We start from the raw sequence: 15,345 nt of genomic DNA, 5'->3' as shown, positions 1-15,345 counted from the left end.
GAGAACAGCGGCCCGGGCCGCCGTCCGCACCGGCGTGCGCGAACGGCGACCCGGGAGTGGCGATCGAGGGGTTACTTCACCTCGGGCGGGAGCATGTCGCCGATGAACTCGGCGGCCTCCTCCAGATTCCCGAACATCACGGTCCGGTCATCCATGTGGATCATCTTGCCGTAGTGCGTGGACATGTTCTCCTCGAACTCGGAGGCGTCGTAGAAGCCCTCCTCCTCGCCGAGCGCCTCGGAGATCTCGTCGTAGACGAAGTCCATCCGGCCGACGCAGTCGACGCGGATCATCGACGGCAGGTGGGTGATGGTGACGTTCTCCTGCCTGTCCATCACCTCGGCCACGACGACGCCGACCTGGTTGTTCATCAGCGTCACGCCGGCCATGTTCGACGCGGTGTTGTTGGCCTTGAACGGGCTCTCGGAGGTCTTGAAACTGGTCACTGCGACAGCTCCTTCGGGGGCTCGAGTCCGAGTTCGGTCACGATGCCGGCGAACCGGCTCTTGGCCCGGTCGAGGGCGTCCTCGAACCGCGGGGGCTTGAAGTCCGGCTGGCTCCAGAGCGGCTGCATGGCGCGAGCGGCCTCGAGGCACAGCGGGACCCACTTGGCGAGCCAGCCCTGCATGAGCTCCTTGTTGTGGGCCGCGAACTCCTTGTCGGAGGTGAGCGGGCCGAAGCAGGCCTGGGTCCAGCGGAGGTCGCGCTGCGAGTAGTCGTACTCGCCGGCGCCGATGACGGTCGGGGTCACGAAGTCACCGTTGCCGGCCGCGGCCTGCTGCACCAGGTTGCTGCGGAACAGCTCGCCCAGCAGGGGCTCGAAGACGACGTTGGTGGCGAAGGCCATCTCACCCCAGTCGTTGTCGACGGCGGTGAGCGCCTCGACGACCTTGCGGACGCCCTGCCACTCGGGGTCGTTGTTCCACGCGTCGAGGTGCGCGGCGCCGTCGAAGCCCTCGATCTCCTCGGAGAGCGTGAGGTTGTAGAGCGCCAGGTCCTGGGCGAACCGGATCTTGTGCATGCTGTTCACGACCATGGCCGTGTTGTGCATGTTCGTCGGGCAGGAGCGGTTGATCGCGGCGAAGACGTAGAGGCCGAGGATGTGCTCGATGTGCATCCACGCGCCGACGTTGCGCTCGACGAAGGTCTTCCAGTTCGGGGTCCAGTTGTCGAACGCCTTGGCCTGGCGGGCGTTCTCGACGTTCTGCGTGGTCTGGCGGACGACGTTCGCGTTGTAGCGGTAGAACGTCATCTCCCATTCCTCGTTGGGATCCCGGAACTCGTGCCAGCCGTGGGCCGGCCACTCCTCCACGTGCTTGCCGCCGCTGCCGGCGCCGCGCTCGGGCTCGGGCTTGTCGACGCCCCACGCCTTGAGCTTCGTCCAGGTCAGCGGGTATCCGCTCGAGCCGTCCGCGAAGCCGTAGATCCAGCCCTGCGACAGGTAGTGCCGCGGGTCGGGCTGGACGTCGACGGTGACGTCCTCGTAGTGGGTCTGCTTCCGCTTCGCCGGCTTGTAGTAGTTGTACCGACGTGCGCTCGCACCGGAGTCCGGGAACTCCTGCGCGCCTGCCTCCGCATCCGTGAACTGTGGCTTCGGGACACTGCGTTCGGGACGTTGAGCAGTGGTCATGGGCCGTCCTCGCCTTCCGGTTCACCGGTGGTGGTGAACTTGTCGTAGAAGATGTTCTGTTCGAGCACACCGAGTGCCGTGAGCTTCGCCAGCGCCGCATCCACCATCGGCGGTGGCCCGCACACGTACGCATCCCGACCCGTCAGGTCGGGTTCGCACCGTTCGACGACGTCGGTGATGAGACCGACCTCGCCGTTCCACTCGTCGTCACCGGCCGGCTCGGACAATGCCGGGACGTACCGGAAACCGGGGATCTTCTCCTCCAGCTCCCGGAGTTCTTGTTCGAAACACAGGTCCCGCGACTGCCGGCCTCCGTAGTAGAAGATCGGCTTGCGGTCGGTCCCGCGTTCCGCCATCGAGCGCAGCAACCCCAGTACCGGCGCCATCCCGGCTCCACCGCCCACGAAGATGATCGGCGCGGTCCGGCTCTCCCGAAGCGTGAAGGTCCCGAAGGGGCCCTCCACGTCGAGCCGGTCACCGATCTGCACCTTCTTGTCGAGGAACTCGGAGAACAATCCGTCGGGGTAGACCTTGATGACGAACTCGAACAGGCCGTCGCGGCCCGGCACGTTCGCCATCGAGAACGAGCGGCTCTCCTCCGTGCCCGGTACCATGATGTCCAGGTACTGGCCGGGGAAGAACTTGATCTCTTCCGGCTCGATCAGCTTGAGGACGAGGTGCCGCATGTCGTGCGTGACCGACTCGTTCGAGACGACCTCGGCAACGCCCTTCTTGAGCGGCAGCCCCGACCGGATGATCTCCTCGTCGTACTGGAGGAGCTCGATCACCAGATCCGAGTAGGCGTGCGCCCGGCAGAGGAGGGTCTGGCCCTCCTCGCGCTCGGAGTCGGGTAGAGCGAATGTGGAGTACTTGTCGAGTTCGATGTCGTCCATGTCGCCCTCGAGGACGAACGACTTGCACGCCGCGCACTGGCCTTCCTTGCAGCCGTGCATCAGCTGGACGCCGTTCTCGGCCGCGGCGCGGAGGATGTTCTGGTCCTCGTCGACCTCGATCTCGATGCCCACCGGCTCGAACCTGACTATGTGCTTGTTACCCATCCTGCTTCGTGCGCCCTTCGCCGGTGGACCTGTATGACTTCCTGAGGCTGGCCTGAGCAGGGGGAGGGCCGACGATGGAGTCGCCGACCCTCCCCCCTCACCTGACCCGCGCTCAGGCGCTCGCGGGTGCCGGTCGTCCGGCGGGGCCCTGCTTGTTGTAATCAGCGAGGAACGCGGCCTTGCCGGCGGCGTCGAGCTCGTTGATGATCACGTTGGGGCTACCGCACGGCGGGCAGCGACGCAGGTGGTCCAGCGTCCACATCTTCTTGGGGTTCAAGTCGAGGTGGGGCTGTGCCGTCATGGTCTTGCCGTCGTCGCGGACGAAGCCCATGTCGGACACCACGTCGGCCCAGTTCCAGCCGTGGTAGAGCGTCTCCCACTCGCGGTGCCCGACCAGACGGCCCATGTTCGGGGTCTCGCGACCCTGGTACGTGGGACGGAAGGCCTCGACATCGGTCCAGCGGCAGACCTCGTGGCAGTACGTGCGCGTCACGCCGTCGATGTCGGCCATGACCATGTCCTCGCGGACCAGGCACGGGACCATGCAGGTCCAGCAGCGGGCCGGGTAGACGTAGTCGACGTCCTCGAAGACGATCGGGTTGTGCCCGTTCGGCACGGCGAGGCGGTTGTAGTTCTCCCACCACGCGCCGTACTTGTCGTACCAGCCCGGGTACTTGTACTCGAACCACTCGAAGTCCGTGTCGGTCATCGCGTCGATGCGCCAGTAGTTGGCGAGCCAACCGGTGGCGAAGAACTGCGCGACCTCGTGGACGTAGCCCTTCTCCCAGATCTGCTTCCACGACTCTTCGATCAGGTCGTGGGGGATGACCAGGCCGTACTTCTCGAGCGGGACGAGGTACGAGCGGTAGTAGTCGTCGTAGATCCAGCGGCGCCACATCTCCGCGTAGGACTCGCGGTCCTTGCGGCGGTCCTTCGTGCCGTACTCGATGAAGGTACCGATGGCGGCGTCGACGACGCGGTGGTTGTTCCACCACGCGTAGCGCAGGTCGCGCTCGAGCAGCTGGCGGTTGTCCTCGTCGGACAGGGCCATCAGCAGCGTGGCGTAACCGTTGGAGATGTGGCGCGACTCGTCGGACTGGACCGAGTGGAACACCGTGGGCAGCAGGTAGTCACCGTTCGCCGCGGCCTCGGCCGGCATGGCCACGAACAGGGTGTTCGTGAACGCCGTCTCGGCGACGATCGTCAGGTAGATGCTGGCCGCGGTGATGGCGTCACCGGTGATGAACCCCTCGGCGAACTGACGGCCGATGGTGCCGCAGTAGTCGCTGTGGAAGTTCCGGAGGCTGTTGTTGAAGCCGGCCGGGTCGATGTAGTTGTTCATGTACAGGCGCTTCAGGTTCTGCTGGATCGTCGAGTGACGGACCTCGTCGATCATCTGAATGGCCTGGCCGTTGTGCAGCTCCGGGTTCGGGACCACGTGGAACAGCATCGGCATCGACCGCGCGGCCGAGACCTCCGGCAACGGGATGATGCTGAGGAACAGCTTCTGCCACTCCAGCCAGCGCTCCTGCACCTGCCGGAACATGTTTCCGCGGATGGCCCCGTCACTCGCGCCGTAGACGCGGTGGTCCTTCTCCTCCTGCATGGGGAAGTAGGACCGGAGGACCTGCTTGAGCGGGTCCTTCTTGGCGGCCTTGCGGAAGGTGTAGTCGGTTCCGTACTTCATGTACGGCTCGTGGTACTGCGGCTCCCAGGAGAGTTCCTGGATCTTCTGGTGAGCCTTGGCCAAACTCTGCCGACTCAACGTCGTCTCCTCACGGTGGTGGTTTTCCGCGTTGCCGACACGAGCGCGGGCGTCTCGGCACCGGAGGTGAGCGCGGAAGTCGCAGGTGGCCGGGGGCTTGCGGGCCTCGGCGCTGCTCCTTCCGTGCCACGAATCACACATGCACGAGCCCCACCCGGCGGTCTCATTATGAGATTGTTGGCAGCTGCGGACCGCCCTCTACCACTCGGCGGAGCACAGCGGTACGTTTGACCGGACACCGGCCACCAGAGCGGACCGCAATAGCTCCGAGAAGAGGAACCGGTTGGACCACCTGGACGAGCGCGAACTCGATCTCAGCGCCACCTTGCGAGCGGCCTACGAGGGCCGCTCGGCATCGTCGCGCTCGCAGGCGGTCCGTTCGAGTCCCGACTGCGGCTCCGAGGAGCTCGCCCGCGCCCGCACGTCGTTCCTCGTCGACGAGCCGGTCGAGCCGGGCATCGTCCGGGAGCCGATCCTCGCCTCGTGGACGCGGTCGCGGCACTACGACGTCGACGCCGACCGCCTCGAGCTGCCCTACGACTCCGACATCTCGATGGACACGGTGCTCACGCGCGCCGCCGGCCCGATCGTCCGCGAGGTCGCCGACCAGCTCACGAGCGAGCCGGTGAGCCTGATCCTCACCGACTCCGACGGCGTCGTCCTCGACCGCCGCAGCGGCGACGGCGGGCTCACCCACCACCTCGACCGCATCTGGCTCGCGCCCGGCTTCAGCTACGCCGAGCGCTACGTCGGCACCAACGGCATCGGCACCGCGCTCGAGGGCCGCGGCCCCGCGCAGGTGTTCGGCCACGAGCACTACGCGGAGCACCTCGAGGACCTGGCCTGCGCCGGTGCACCGATCCGGCACCCGGTCAACGGCAAGGTCGTCGGCGTCATCGACCTGACGTGCTGGCGCAGCGACGCCAACATGATGATGATGGCGATCGCCTCCACGGTGGCCAAGCGCATCGAGGAGACGCTGCTCGAGCAGTCCGGGCGGCGCGAGCTGGCCCTGCTGCACGACTACCTCATCGCCTGCCAACGGGGCCGCGGCGCCGTGTTCGCGCTCAGCGACGACCTGCTGATGATGAACGACCGCGCCCGCGAGCTGTTCGACCCGGCCGACCAGGGCCCGCTGCTCGCCGAGGCCGGGGAGGCGCTCAAGTCGGGGCACCGCCACCAGGTGCTCGTCGACCTGCCCAGCGGCAACACCGCCCGCATCCAGCTGCGGCCCAGCTGGACCGAGGGCGACCGCACCGGCGGGATCGCGCAGGTCCAGCTCATCACCAACGGCGCGGTGCCCACCCCGCGCGTCACCAGCTCCACCCCCGCGCTGCCCGCCGCCGTCGGCTCGGGCGCGCTGTGGGCCAAGTGCTGCCAGGCCGTCGACCGGCACTTCCGCACCCGCGAGTGGCTGGTGCTCGAGGGCGAGCCGGGCACGGGCAAGACCACCATCGCGCGAGCCACGCACCAGGGCCGCACCCCGGCCGCCCACCTGCGGGTCTTCGACACCGAGCAGATCGGGCCGCGCTGGATGGCCGAGCTGACCGAGGAACTGGAGAGCGGCAGCGGCGGCACGCTGGTGCTGCAGCACATCGACCGCCTCGACACCGACGCCGTGCTGGCGCTGGCCGACGCGCTCGAGCCGTACCGGGAGTCCACCGACCTCGAGCGCCCCTGGGTCGTCGCCACGGTCAGCACCGGGTCGGGCGACCCGGGCAGCGGCGGCGGCGCAGCCTGGCGGGAGCTGCTCTCGTTCTTCCCGAGCACCGTCGAGGTGCCGCCGCTGCGCCACCACGTCGAGGACGTCGCCGACCTCGTGCCCTACCTCATCGCGCGGCTCACCCGCGGCGCCGAGCTCACGTGCTCCCCCGAGGCGATGCGAGTGCTCATGCGCAACCGCTGGCCCGGCAACGTCGAGCAGCTCTACCAGGTGCTCCGCAAGGTCGTGGCCCGCCGGCGCACCGGCGTCGTCACCCCCGCCGACCTGCCCGCGGAGACGCGCGCGATCACCCGTCGCGTGCTCACGCCGCTGGAGGCGATCGAGTGCGACGCGATCGTCGACGCCCTGCTCGACGCGTCGGGCAACAAGGCCGAGGCGGCCCGCCACCTCGGGATGTCGCGCGCCACGATCTACCGCAAGATCCGCGGCTACGGCATCTCGATGCCCACCTCGGGCTGACGCCTGTCACACGCGGTCGTGACACCCCACCGGTGATCGGTGACGGCGGGCACCGGTGATCCACCGGGCGCGTCACTAGGGTCGGTCCCATGGTGGACATCCGGCGTGTCTCGAAGCGGTTCGGCCAGGTCCAGGCGCTCGAGGACGTGAGCTTCTCGGTGCGGCCCGGCGAGGTGTTCGGGTTCGTCGGGAGCAACGGCGCGGGCAAGACGACGACGATGCGGATCGTCCTCGGCGTGCTCTCGGCCGACGCGGGCCAGGTGCTGTGGCAGGGCCGCCCGGTCGACGCCGACGTGCGCCGGCGCATCGGCTACATGCCCGAGGAGCGCGGGCTCTACCCGAAGATGAAGGTCGGCGAGCAGCTGACGTACCTCGCGCGGCTGCACGGGCTCCCCGCCGGTGAGGCGCGGGCCGCGGTCGAGCGCTGGACGACGCTGCTCGACGTCGGGCACCGCCTGGGCGACGAGGTGCAGAAGCTGTCCCTGGGCAACCAGCAGCGCGTGCAGCTCGCCGCCGCGCTCGTGCACGACCCCGAGGTGCTGGTGCTCGACGAGCCGTTCTCGGGCCTGGACCCCACCGCCGTCGAGGTGATGAGCGGGGTGCTGCGGCGCAAGGCCGACGCCGGCGTCCCCGTGATCTTCTCCAGCCACCAGCTGGAGCTGGTGGAGCGCCTGTGCGACCGGATCGGCATCATCGCCGGCGGCCGGATGGTGGCCGTCGGATCGGTCGCCGAGCTGCGGGAGCGCGACGGCGCCGCCGTGTTCGAGGTGCTCGGCCCGCCCGAGGGGTGGGCGGCGGACGTGCCCGGGGTGGTGGCCGTCGAGGGCACCCGGGTCCGGCTCGCCCCCGGCGCCGACGACCAGCAGGTGCTCAAGGCGGCGCTGGCGGCCGGTCCGGTGCACGAGTTCCGCAGGTGGCGGCCTCCGTTGACCGAGCTGTACCGCGACGTCGTCGCGTCCGGGACGGCGGTGCCGGCATGAGCGCGCCGCTGACGTCCCGCCAGGCCGTGCTGCTCGTGGCCGGTCGCGAGTTCACCACGCAGGTCCGCTCCCGCAGCTTCGTGATCGGGCTGCTCATCACGCTGCTGCTGTTCAGCGGCATCGGGCTGCTCGGCGGGTTCCTCTCGTCGCAGTCGTCCAACCCCTCGCTCGGCGTGACGCCGGAGACCGAGCAGCTGGTGCCCGCGCTGGAGCAGGCGGCCGCGACGCAGGACCTCGACCTGCGGATCGAGCGCGTCGAGGACGGTCCCGCGCGCGAGCGGGTCGACGCCGACGACCTCGACGCCCTGCTCACCGGCTCGGCGGGCGACTACGAGCTGCTCGGGCGCGACGCCGTCGACTCGTCGGTGCAGGCCGTCGTCGGCACCGCGGTGCAGCAGGCGGCGCTGGGCTCCGCGCTGGCCGAGGCGGGCGTCGACCCGGCGCAGCTCGCACAGCGCTCGCAGGTCAGCGTCGACACCTTGCAGCCCGCCGACCCGAACCGCGGCGAGCAGCTCGCGCTCGCGCTGGTCGGCACGGTCCTGCTGTTCATCTCGCTGTCCGGGTACGGGCAGCTCGTGGCGACCGGCGTCGTCGAGGAGAAGCAGAGCCGGGTCGTCGAGCTGCTGCTCGCGACCATCAAGCCATGGCAGCTGCTGGCCGGGAAGGTCCTCGGCCTGGGCGCGGTCGGCCTGCTGCAGCTGGTGATCCTCGGGGCGATCGGCACGGTCGCGGCGGCCGCGGGCGGGCTGCTCACCCTGCCGGGGGCCGCGGCGGGGATGTTCGCCATGGTCGTGCTCTGGTACCTGCTCGGCTTCTTCCTCTTCGCGGCGCTCTACGCGGCGATCGGGTCGACGGTCTCGCGGCAGGAAGAGCTGAACTCGGTGGTCACGCCGCTGATCTTCGTCCTGCTGATCCCGTTCGTGCTCGTGGTCAACCTGCTGCCCGACGACCCGCGCAACGAGCTCGCCGCGGTGCTCTCCTTCATCCCGTTCCTGTCGCAGACGATCATGCCGGCGCGGTACGCGCTGGGCGTCGCGCCGCTGTGGGAGGTCGGGGTGTCGGCGCTGATCGCGCTGGCGGCCGTCGTGGTCGTGGTGCGGCTGGCCGGGCGGGTCTACCGGAACTCGATCCTGCGCACCGGGGCCCGCGTCGGGCTGGTCGAGGCGCTGCGCGGGTCCGGGTCTCAGTCGGTGACGAGGTCCAGGGCGTAGTCGGGGTACCACTGCCCGGCCTCGGGCTCCCCGGGCCGGCACGCCCCGTCCGACTCGCCGGGGCGCTTGATCCAGAGCAGGCCGTCGACCAGCGGGATCCCGCTGTCGAGGGTGGGCGCGGTGCCGAGCAGGCGGTCGGGCGGGTTGCACCACTCGGGAGAGCCGTCGGTGGGCTCCGGGGCGCGGCCGGCGCCGTTGCGGCTGGTGTCGACGACGAAGCGGACGCCGCCGCCCAGCGCCGTCGAGACCGCCGTGCCGTACGCGACGCTGTCCTCGGTGGTGTAGAAGTTCGCGACGTTGACGCTGAAGCCGGCGGCGCGGTCGATCCCGGCGCGCCGCAGCGCCTCCGCGGTGGCGGTGGCGTCGCCGGTGAAGCCGGGGTTGCCGGCGTCGATGTAGACCCGCGCACCGGCGGCGGTGAGCGCGTCGACGGCGCCGGCGAGCAGGCCGTAGCGCTCGCCGCCGTCGTCGGCGCAGCCCGTGAGCTGGTGGGCGATCGCGTCGGGCTCCAGGACGACGATCGCGTCCGACCCGCCCAGGCCGGCGGCCACGGAGGCGACCCAGGCGCGGTAGTCGTCGGCGCCGGCGGCGCCCCCGCCGGAGAAGCTGCCGCAGTCGCGGTCGGGGATGTTGTAGGCGACGAACAGCGGGACCGCGCCCGCCGAGGCGGCGCGGGAGACGTAGTCGGTGACGCGTGCGGTGGCGTCGCCGCCGGCCAGCCACAACGGGACCGCACGCTCGGCGATCGCGCCCACGGCCTCGGCGTCGGCGGTGCGGCCCTCGGCCGTCCAGTCGGCGACCTGCTGCGCGGCGGGGGTGCCGGGATCGACGTAGAGTCCGCCGACCTGCGCGGCGGGCACGGGGACCAGGCAGCCGGAGGCCGACGCGTCCTGCACGCACCCGACCTGGCGGGCCTGCGGCGGAGCGGGGGCGGTGGTGGTGGGCGCGCCGAGCGAGACGAGGGTGCCGGTGACCGCGATCAGCACCGCCCCCAGCAGCGCCGGGACCTCGAGGGTGAGCAGGCGCGAGCGGCGGGACGGACCACGCGGCGCGGAGCGGGGCTCGGCGGCGCGCGGGGCGGGCACGGCGAAGCGCGGCGGCGAGGCGAGCTCGGCGGCGAGGCGGCGGTGCACCTCGACCTGCGCGACGAGGTCCGGGGGCAGCCGCTGCGCGGGCACCAGGGGCGGACGCGGACGGACGCCGACGCGTGCGCCCGCGCGGTCCGGACCGGTCACCCCGCACTCCCCCGTCGTTCGTCGTCCTCCGCAGACTAGATCCGAGAGCGCTGCCGATCCGTTACACGAACGGGGCAACGCCACGGCCGACGACGGTGCGGCGGTCGCGGAGCATCACCCGGGAGGGGCCGGGACGGTCTAGGAGGACCCCCGGCGGCGCGGGGAGTAGGCGGTGAACCCGGCCGCCTGCGCGTCCTCGGCGGTGCGGAACCACACCTCGGCGCGGGTCCGGCGGAAGTACGGGCTCGACGGCGGGTGGAACAGCTTCGACTGCGCGTTGCCCTTGATCGTGTACTCCGGCCCGGGGGCCGACCCGTCCGGCAGCGGGGCCGCCGAGCCGGGACCGTACGACACCGCAAGGCGTGGCTTCGGCGCCTTCCGGGCCGGGGACTTCGCCGTGGCCTGCGGGGAGGTGGCCAGCGGCCGCGCCTTGGGCGTCGGGCGGGGGGTGGGGCTGGGCTTGGGCCGGGCGGCGGGGGGTGCGGCGGCCGGAGGTGCGGCGGCGGGAGGTGCGGCGGCGGGAGGTGCGGCGGCCGGAGGTGCGGCGGCCGGAGGTGCGGCGGCCGGAGGTGCGGCGGCCGGAGGTGCGGCGGCCGGAGGTGCGGCGGCCGGAGGTGCGGCGGCCGGCTGGGAGGCCGCCGCGAGCGACGGCGGCTCCCCCGGTGCGACGGGCGGCATCGCCGCGGGCGGGGTGCGCGCAGCGGCGGGAGCGGGAGCCGGAGCAGTGGCGGGCGGAGCGGCCGCGGGCGGGGACGGGGGCGTCGGCGGGGTCGGCGCCGCGGACGGGGCGGGCGGGGGAACGACCGGGGGCGTCGGCGGCGGGACGGGCGCCGCGGTCGCCGCGGGCGTCGGTTCCGGCTCCGCGACCGGGACCGGCCTGCCGTTCGGGCGCGCGGGCTCCGGCGTGAAGGAGGTCCAGACGTCGTCCTCGCCGGCGGAGCGGCGGCGGGCCAGCGCGTACGCACCGGCTCCGAGCAGGACGGCCGGGACGATCCAGCGACCACGGCGGCGGGACGTGCGGGCGTCGCTCACAGGTACTGCTCCCCTCGCGTGCGTGACGACGACCGTACCGTCCGCCACCGGAACCCCCTCCGCCCCATGGGCACCCGGAGGGGTCAGCGCCGGGCCTCCTTCACCCGGTCGTACCGGGCCAGCGCCTCCAGCCGCTCGGCCTTGTGGTCGACCATCGGCTCCGGGTACCCCTCCGGCACGCCGCCGGGCAGCGCCCACGGCTGGTGCACCGCCTTGCCCGGCACGCCGCGCAGCTCGGGGACGAACGTCCGGACGTAGTCGCCCTCGGGGTCGAACTTCTCCCCCTGCGTGATCGGGTTGAACACGCGGAAGTACGGCGAGGCGTCGGTGCCGCTGCCCGCCGTCCACTGCCACCCGTGCTGGTTGGACGCCAGGTCGCCGTCGACCAGGTAGCGCATGAAGTGCCGCGCGCCCAGCCACCACGGCAGGTGCAGGTCCTTCACCAGGAAGCTCGCGACGATCATGCGGACGCGGTTGTGCACCCACGCCTGCTCGCACAGCTGCCGCATCCCGGCGTCGACGATCGGGAACCCGGTACGCCCCTCGGCCCACCGGTCGAACGCCACGCGGGCGGCGGCGCCGGACGCGAGCGGCAGGGCGTCGAAGGAGCGGTCGTAGTTGCCGCGGGCGGAGTCGGGGCGCTGGAACAGGACGTCGGCGTAGAACTCGCGCCACGCGATCTCGGTGCGGTAGGTCTCGACGGAGTCGCTGCGGCGCCTCGCGAGGTCGGCGAGCTGCGTGCGCGGGTGCACGAGCCCGTACTTGAGGTAGACCGACATGCGCGAGGTGCCGGGCTTGTCGGGGCGGTCGCGGGCGGCGGCGTAGTCGTCGACGTCGTCGAGGAACTCCCGCCACCGCGCCAGCGCGGCGTCCTCCGAGGCCTCGGGCAGCTCGGCGTCCATGGGGTCGTCGTCCGGGATCCGCACCGCCCGCGGCCCGCCGTCCTTGTCCGCCGGGTCCATCCACGTCACGGTCGACGCGTCGGTGTCGGCCGGCGGGCGCCACCCGTGGTCCGCCCACACCCGCCGGAACGGGGTGAACACGCGGAACGGCTCGCCGTCGGCCTTGCGCACGCGACCGGGCGCCACCGCGTACGGCGAGCCGGTCCGCACGAGCACGCGCCCGTCGTCGGCCAGCGCCTGCTCGACGGTCTCGTCGCGGCGCGTGCCGTAGGGCCCGAAGTCGGCGGCGACGTGCACCGTGGCCGCGCCGACGGCCGCCGCGGCCCGCGGCACGACGTCGACCGGGTCGCCCTCGACGACGAGCAGCCGCCCGCCGAGGGACTCGTCGAGGCTGCGCAGCGCCCGGAACAGGAACGTGCGCCGGGGAGCACCGGACGGACCGAGCAGGGCCGGGTCGAGCACGAACAGGGCCAGCGCGCGCGGGGCGGCGTCCGCGGCGGCGAGGAACGTCGGCTGGTCGCGGACCCGCAGATCGCGTCGGAACCAGACGACCGAGGCGTCGGTCATGCGGGCCGACGCTAGCGGCGATCACGGGGGCCCGCCCGCCGGGTCGGCCGGGCGTGGCAGATTCGCGCCCGTGGACGTCACGAAGGGTTCCCGGACCGATCTCACCGCCTCCCGCTACGTCGTCGACGTCGGCGGCGCGGGCGGGCTCGTCGACATCGCCGCGGTGCTGCTCGGCGCCGACGGCCGTGTACGCACCGACGACGACCTGGTGTTCTTCAACAACCCGCGGCAGCCCGGGGTGGCGCTCACCGGGAGCGGCGCCGTGGAGATCGACCTCCACGCGGTGCCCGCCGACGTCCAGCGCGTCCTGGTCACCGGGAGCACGGAGGCGCAGGGCGCGCGGTTCGGCGACGTCGGCGAGGTGGTGGTCGGCGTGCGCGGGCCCGGCCAGGAGCTCGTGTTCTCCCCCGGCGGGCTGACGAGCGAGACGGTCCTGCAGGTGGTCGCGCTCTACCGCCGCGGCTCGGGCTGGCGGCTCGACGCGATCGGGCAGGGCTACAGCGCGGGGCTCGCGGCGTTCGCCACCGAGCACGGCATCGAGGTCGACGAACCGGAGGACGAGCCGGTCGAGCCGGTCGCCGCGCCGGCGCCCGCGCGGACGGAGCCCGTGCGGATGGAGAAGGTCTCGATCTCGCTGACGAAGGACTCGCCCGACCGCACCGCGCGGATCGACCTGCGCAAGAGCGGCGGCGAGCCCGGCTGGGTGCTCACCGTCGGGCTGGAGTGGGACGGGCGCGGGGCCGTCTACGACCGCGACGGCCGCGTCACCCGCTACGGCACGGGCGACCTCGACGTCTACTTCTTCTGCCGCAACGAGGAGACCGACGAGTTCGTGGTGATCAGCGGCGAGCCGGGGCACCAGGGCCGTCTCGACACCTGGCCGCACATCCACCACTCCGGCGACAGCCGCGACCCGGGCCGGGGCGGCGGGCCGGCCGTCGAGCAGGTGGAGATGACGCCCACCGAGAACGGCGACCTGCTCGTGAACGTCTACCAGAGCGTCGACAACGGCGGCGGGGCGATCGACGCCTTCGGCCGCCCGCGCATCGCCATCCGCTACGGGCGCGCCGGGCGCGACGGGAAGCCGGGGCCGGACGCCGACGAGGTACTGGTGCACGTGGGCAACGGCAAGAACTCGTTCTGGGCCACCGTCGCCCACATCGACGTGCAGGACGGGATCCTCACCGTCGACGGCGAGACCCGCTACAGCAGGCTGTTCAGCGAGCGGATGCCCGGGCTCGACACCCAGGGGCGCTGGGTCGCCAAGCCGAAGGGAGGGCCGGTCGGGCGCAGCAAGAAGGCGTTCGGGCAGGGGCTCTCGGCGTACGAGGGCCGCTGCCAGCCCGGCTGACCCGGCGGGGAGCGCCCCGCCGGGCCGGCCGGACGGTGATCAGCGCTCGCCCATGCCCACGTAGTCACGCTCGGTGGAGCCGACGTAGAGCTGGCGCGGGCGGCCGATCTTCGTGCCCGGGTCCTCGATCATCTCGCGCCAGTGCGCGATCCAGCCGGGGAGCCGGCCGAGCGCGAACAGGACCGTGAACATCTTCGTCGGGAAGCCCATGGCCCGGTAGATGACGCCGGTGTAGAAGTCGACGTTCGGGTAGAGCTTGCGCTCGATGAAGTAGTCGTCGGCCAGCGCCTTCTCCTCCAGCGCCATCGCGATGTCGAGCAGCGGGTCGCTGATCCCGAGCTTCTTGAGGATCTGGTCGGCGTTCTGCTTGACGATCTTCGCGCGCGGGTCGTAGTTCTTGTAGACGCGGTGCCCGAAGCCCATCAGGCGGGCGCCCTTGTCCTCCTTGTTCTTGACCCGGTCGACGTAGGCGTCGACGTTGCCGCCCTCCTCGCGCTGGATCTTCTGCAGCATCTCCAGCACGGCCTGGTTGGCGCCGCCGTGCAGCGGGCCGAACAGCGCGTTGATGCCGGCGGAGATCGAGGCGAACAGGTTGGCCTGCGACGAGCCGACGAGCCGCACCGTCGACGTCGAGCAGTTCTGCTCGTGGTCGGCGTGCAGGATCAGCAGCACCTCGAGCGCCCGGGCGACGTCGGGGTCGACCTCGTAGGGCTCGGCCGGGAAGCCGAACGTCATGCGCATGAAGTTCTCGACCAGGCCCAGCGAGTTGTCCGGGTAGAGGAACGGCTGGCCGATCGACTTCTTGTAGGCGTAGGCCGCGATCGTCGGCACCTTCGCCAGCAGGCGGACGGTGGAGAGCTCGACGGCGTCCTGGTCGAACGGGTCGAGCGCGTCCTGGTAGAAGGTCGACAGCGCGCTGACCGCGGACGACAGCACCGGCATGGGGTGCGCGTCGCGCGGGAAGCCGTCGAAGAAGCGCTTGAGGTCCTCGTGCAGCAGCGTGTGCCGGCTGACCTTGTTCGTGAACGACGACAGCTGCTCCTGGCTGGGGAGCTCGCCGTAGATGAGCAGGTAGCTGGTCTCGAGGAAGGTGGACTTCTCGGCGAGCTGGTCGATCGGGTACCCGCGGTAGCGCAGGATGCCGGCGTCACCGTCGATGTAGGTGATCGCCGAGGTGCACGCCGCCGTGCTGCCGAAGCCCTGGTCGAGCGTGACCAGTCCGGTCTTCGCCAGCAGCTTGCTCACGTCGAAGGCGGACGAGCCCTCGGTGGCCGTGCTGATCGGCATCTCGTGCTCGCCGCCGGGGTAGCGGAGTACGGCGGAGTCGCTCTGGTCTGCCATGTGGAGGTTCCCTCACACTCGCGTGGTCCAAGTCGGTTGCGCATCACGCTAGTGCGCCGGGGCCCCGGTGTGCTGGGCAGAGGTTCACATC

The 15,345-nt window shown here is 71.6% G+C and carries 12 protein-coding genes; 4 read left to right on the top strand and 8 right to left on the bottom strand.

Going from position 1 to position 15,345, the window contains the following annotated elements; all coding sequences use genetic code 11:
• Positions 1 to 71 precede the first annotated feature (71 nt).
• The 4 genes from mimD to I4I82_RS17490 all read right to left on the bottom strand — a co-directional run bounded on the left by mimD (position 72) and on the right by I4I82_RS17490 (position 4,438).
• Positions 72 to 446 carry a propane 2-monooxygenase effector subunit MimD gene (gene mimD / locus I4I82_RS17505; RefSeq protein ID WP_172155008.1) on the bottom strand — a complete coding sequence of 125 codons (375 nt, stop codon included), beginning with the start codon at positions 444 to 446 and terminating at the stop codon, positions 72 to 74.
• Positions 443 to 1,630, bottom strand: coding sequence for an aromatic/alkene monooxygenase hydroxylase subunit beta (locus I4I82_RS17500; RefSeq protein WP_218590716.1), 1,188 nt, complete (start codon positions 1,628 to 1,630; stop codon positions 443 to 445). The genes mimD and I4I82_RS17500 overlap by 4 nt, the downstream gene beginning before the upstream one ends.
• The gene (locus I4I82_RS17495) at positions 1,627 to 2,688 is read right to left on the bottom strand and encodes an FAD-binding oxidoreductase (RefSeq protein WP_172155012.1); all 1,062 of its coding nucleotides are present in this window, start codon (positions 2,686 to 2,688) and stop codon (positions 1,627 to 1,629) included. Before I4I82_RS17495 ends, I4I82_RS17500 begins: the two co-directional genes overlap by 4 nt.
• 112 nt (positions 2,689 to 2,800) lie before the next feature.
• Complete coding sequence (locus I4I82_RS17490) at positions 2,801 to 4,438, bottom strand: ferritin family protein (RefSeq protein WP_172167838.1); 1,638 nt, start codon at positions 4,436 to 4,438, stop codon at positions 2,801 to 2,803.
• Between the two features lie 298 nt (positions 4,439 to 4,736).
• On the opposite strand from I4I82_RS17490, the gene I4I82_RS17485 reads away from it, so the two are divergent.
• The 3 genes from I4I82_RS17485 to I4I82_RS17475 all read left to right on the top strand — a co-directional run bounded on the left by I4I82_RS17485 (position 4,737) and on the right by I4I82_RS17475 (position 8,826).
• Positions 4,737 to 6,635 (top strand): sigma-54-dependent Fis family transcriptional regulator, encoded by a 1,899-nt coding sequence (locus I4I82_RS17485; RefSeq protein ID WP_225920617.1) that lies wholly within the window; start codon positions 4,737 to 4,739, stop codon positions 6,633 to 6,635.
• An 89-nt stretch (positions 6,636 to 6,724) separates the two neighbouring features.
• Positions 6,725 to 7,615 carry an ABC transporter ATP-binding protein gene (locus tag I4I82_RS17480; protein WP_218590717.1) on the top strand — a complete coding sequence of 297 codons (891 nt, stop codon included), beginning with the start codon at positions 6,725 to 6,727 and terminating at the stop codon, positions 7,613 to 7,615.
• Positions 7,612 to 8,826, top strand: a complete 1,215-nt coding sequence (locus tag I4I82_RS17475; RefSeq protein ID WP_218590718.1) for an ABC transporter permease — start codon at positions 7,612 to 7,614, stop codon at positions 8,824 to 8,826. Before I4I82_RS17480 ends, I4I82_RS17475 begins: the two co-directional genes overlap by 4 nt.
• On the opposite strand, the gene I4I82_RS17470 is transcribed toward I4I82_RS17475, so the two are convergent.
• The 3 genes from I4I82_RS17470 to I4I82_RS17460 form a co-directional block, all read right to left on the bottom strand.
• On the bottom strand, positions 8,799 to 10,061 hold the full coding sequence (locus tag I4I82_RS17470; RefSeq protein WP_218595878.1) for a glycoside hydrolase family 6 protein: 1,263 nt from the start codon (positions 10,059 to 10,061) through the stop codon (positions 8,799 to 8,801). The genes I4I82_RS17475 and I4I82_RS17470 overlap by 28 nt on opposite strands.
• A 138-nt stretch (positions 10,062 to 10,199) precedes the next feature.
• Positions 10,200 to 11,093, bottom strand: a complete 894-nt coding sequence (locus I4I82_RS17465) for a sunset domain-containing protein (RefSeq protein WP_218595877.1) — start codon at positions 11,091 to 11,093, stop codon at positions 10,200 to 10,202.
• Between the two features lie 83 nt (positions 11,094 to 11,176).
• On the bottom strand, positions 11,177 to 12,562 hold the full coding sequence (locus tag I4I82_RS17460) for a cryptochrome/photolyase family protein (protein ID WP_218593748.1): 1,386 nt from the start codon (positions 12,560 to 12,562) through the stop codon (positions 11,177 to 11,179).
• 70 nt (positions 12,563 to 12,632) lie between these two features.
• On the opposite strand from I4I82_RS17460, the gene I4I82_RS17455 reads away from it, so the two are divergent.
• On the top strand, positions 12,633 to 13,913 hold the full coding sequence (locus I4I82_RS17455; RefSeq protein WP_218593749.1) for a TerD family protein: 1,281 nt from the start codon (positions 12,633 to 12,635) through the stop codon (positions 13,911 to 13,913).
• A gap of 39 nt (positions 13,914 to 13,952) precedes the next feature.
• Here the strand turns inward: I4I82_RS17455 and I4I82_RS17450 are convergent, their stop codons facing one another.
• On the bottom strand, positions 13,953 to 15,254 hold the full coding sequence (locus I4I82_RS17450) for a citrate synthase (RefSeq protein WP_218593750.1): 1,302 nt from the start codon (positions 15,252 to 15,254) through the stop codon (positions 13,953 to 13,955).
• Between the last annotated feature and the right edge of the window lie 91 nt (positions 15,255 to 15,345).

The organism is Pseudonocardia oceani (genome assembly GCF_019263585.2).
Classification (GTDB): Bacteria; Actinomycetota; Actinomycetes; order Mycobacteriales; family Pseudonocardiaceae; genus Pseudonocardia; species Pseudonocardia oceani.
Note: the sequence above shows the minus strand (reverse complement) of the source record. Positions and strands in the feature narration are given on the sequence as shown.

Excerpts from the sequence above, each read along its gene's own strand:
- I4I82_RS17500 (WP_218590716.1), bottom strand. The coding sequence starts at position 1,630 with ATGACCACTGCTCAACGTCCCGAACGCAGTGTCCCGAAGCCACAGTTC.
- I4I82_RS17495 (WP_172155012.1), bottom strand. The coding sequence starts at position 2,688 with ATGGGTAACAAGCACATAGTCAGGTTCGAGCCGGTGGGCATCGAGATC.
- I4I82_RS17480 (WP_218590717.1), top strand. The coding sequence starts at position 6,725 with ATGGTGGACATCCGGCGTGTCTCGAAGCGGTTCGGCCAGGTCCAGGCG.
- I4I82_RS17475 (WP_218590718.1), top strand. The coding sequence starts at position 7,612 with ATGAGCGCGCCGCTGACGTCCCGCCAGGCCGTGCTGCTCGTGGCCGGT.
- I4I82_RS17460 (WP_218593748.1), bottom strand. The coding sequence starts at position 12,562 with ATGACCGACGCCTCGGTCGTCTGGTTCCGACGCGATCTGCGGGTCCGC.
- I4I82_RS17450 (WP_218593750.1), bottom strand. The coding sequence starts at position 15,254 with ATGGCAGACCAGAGCGACTCCGCCGTACTCCGCTACCCCGGCGGCGAG.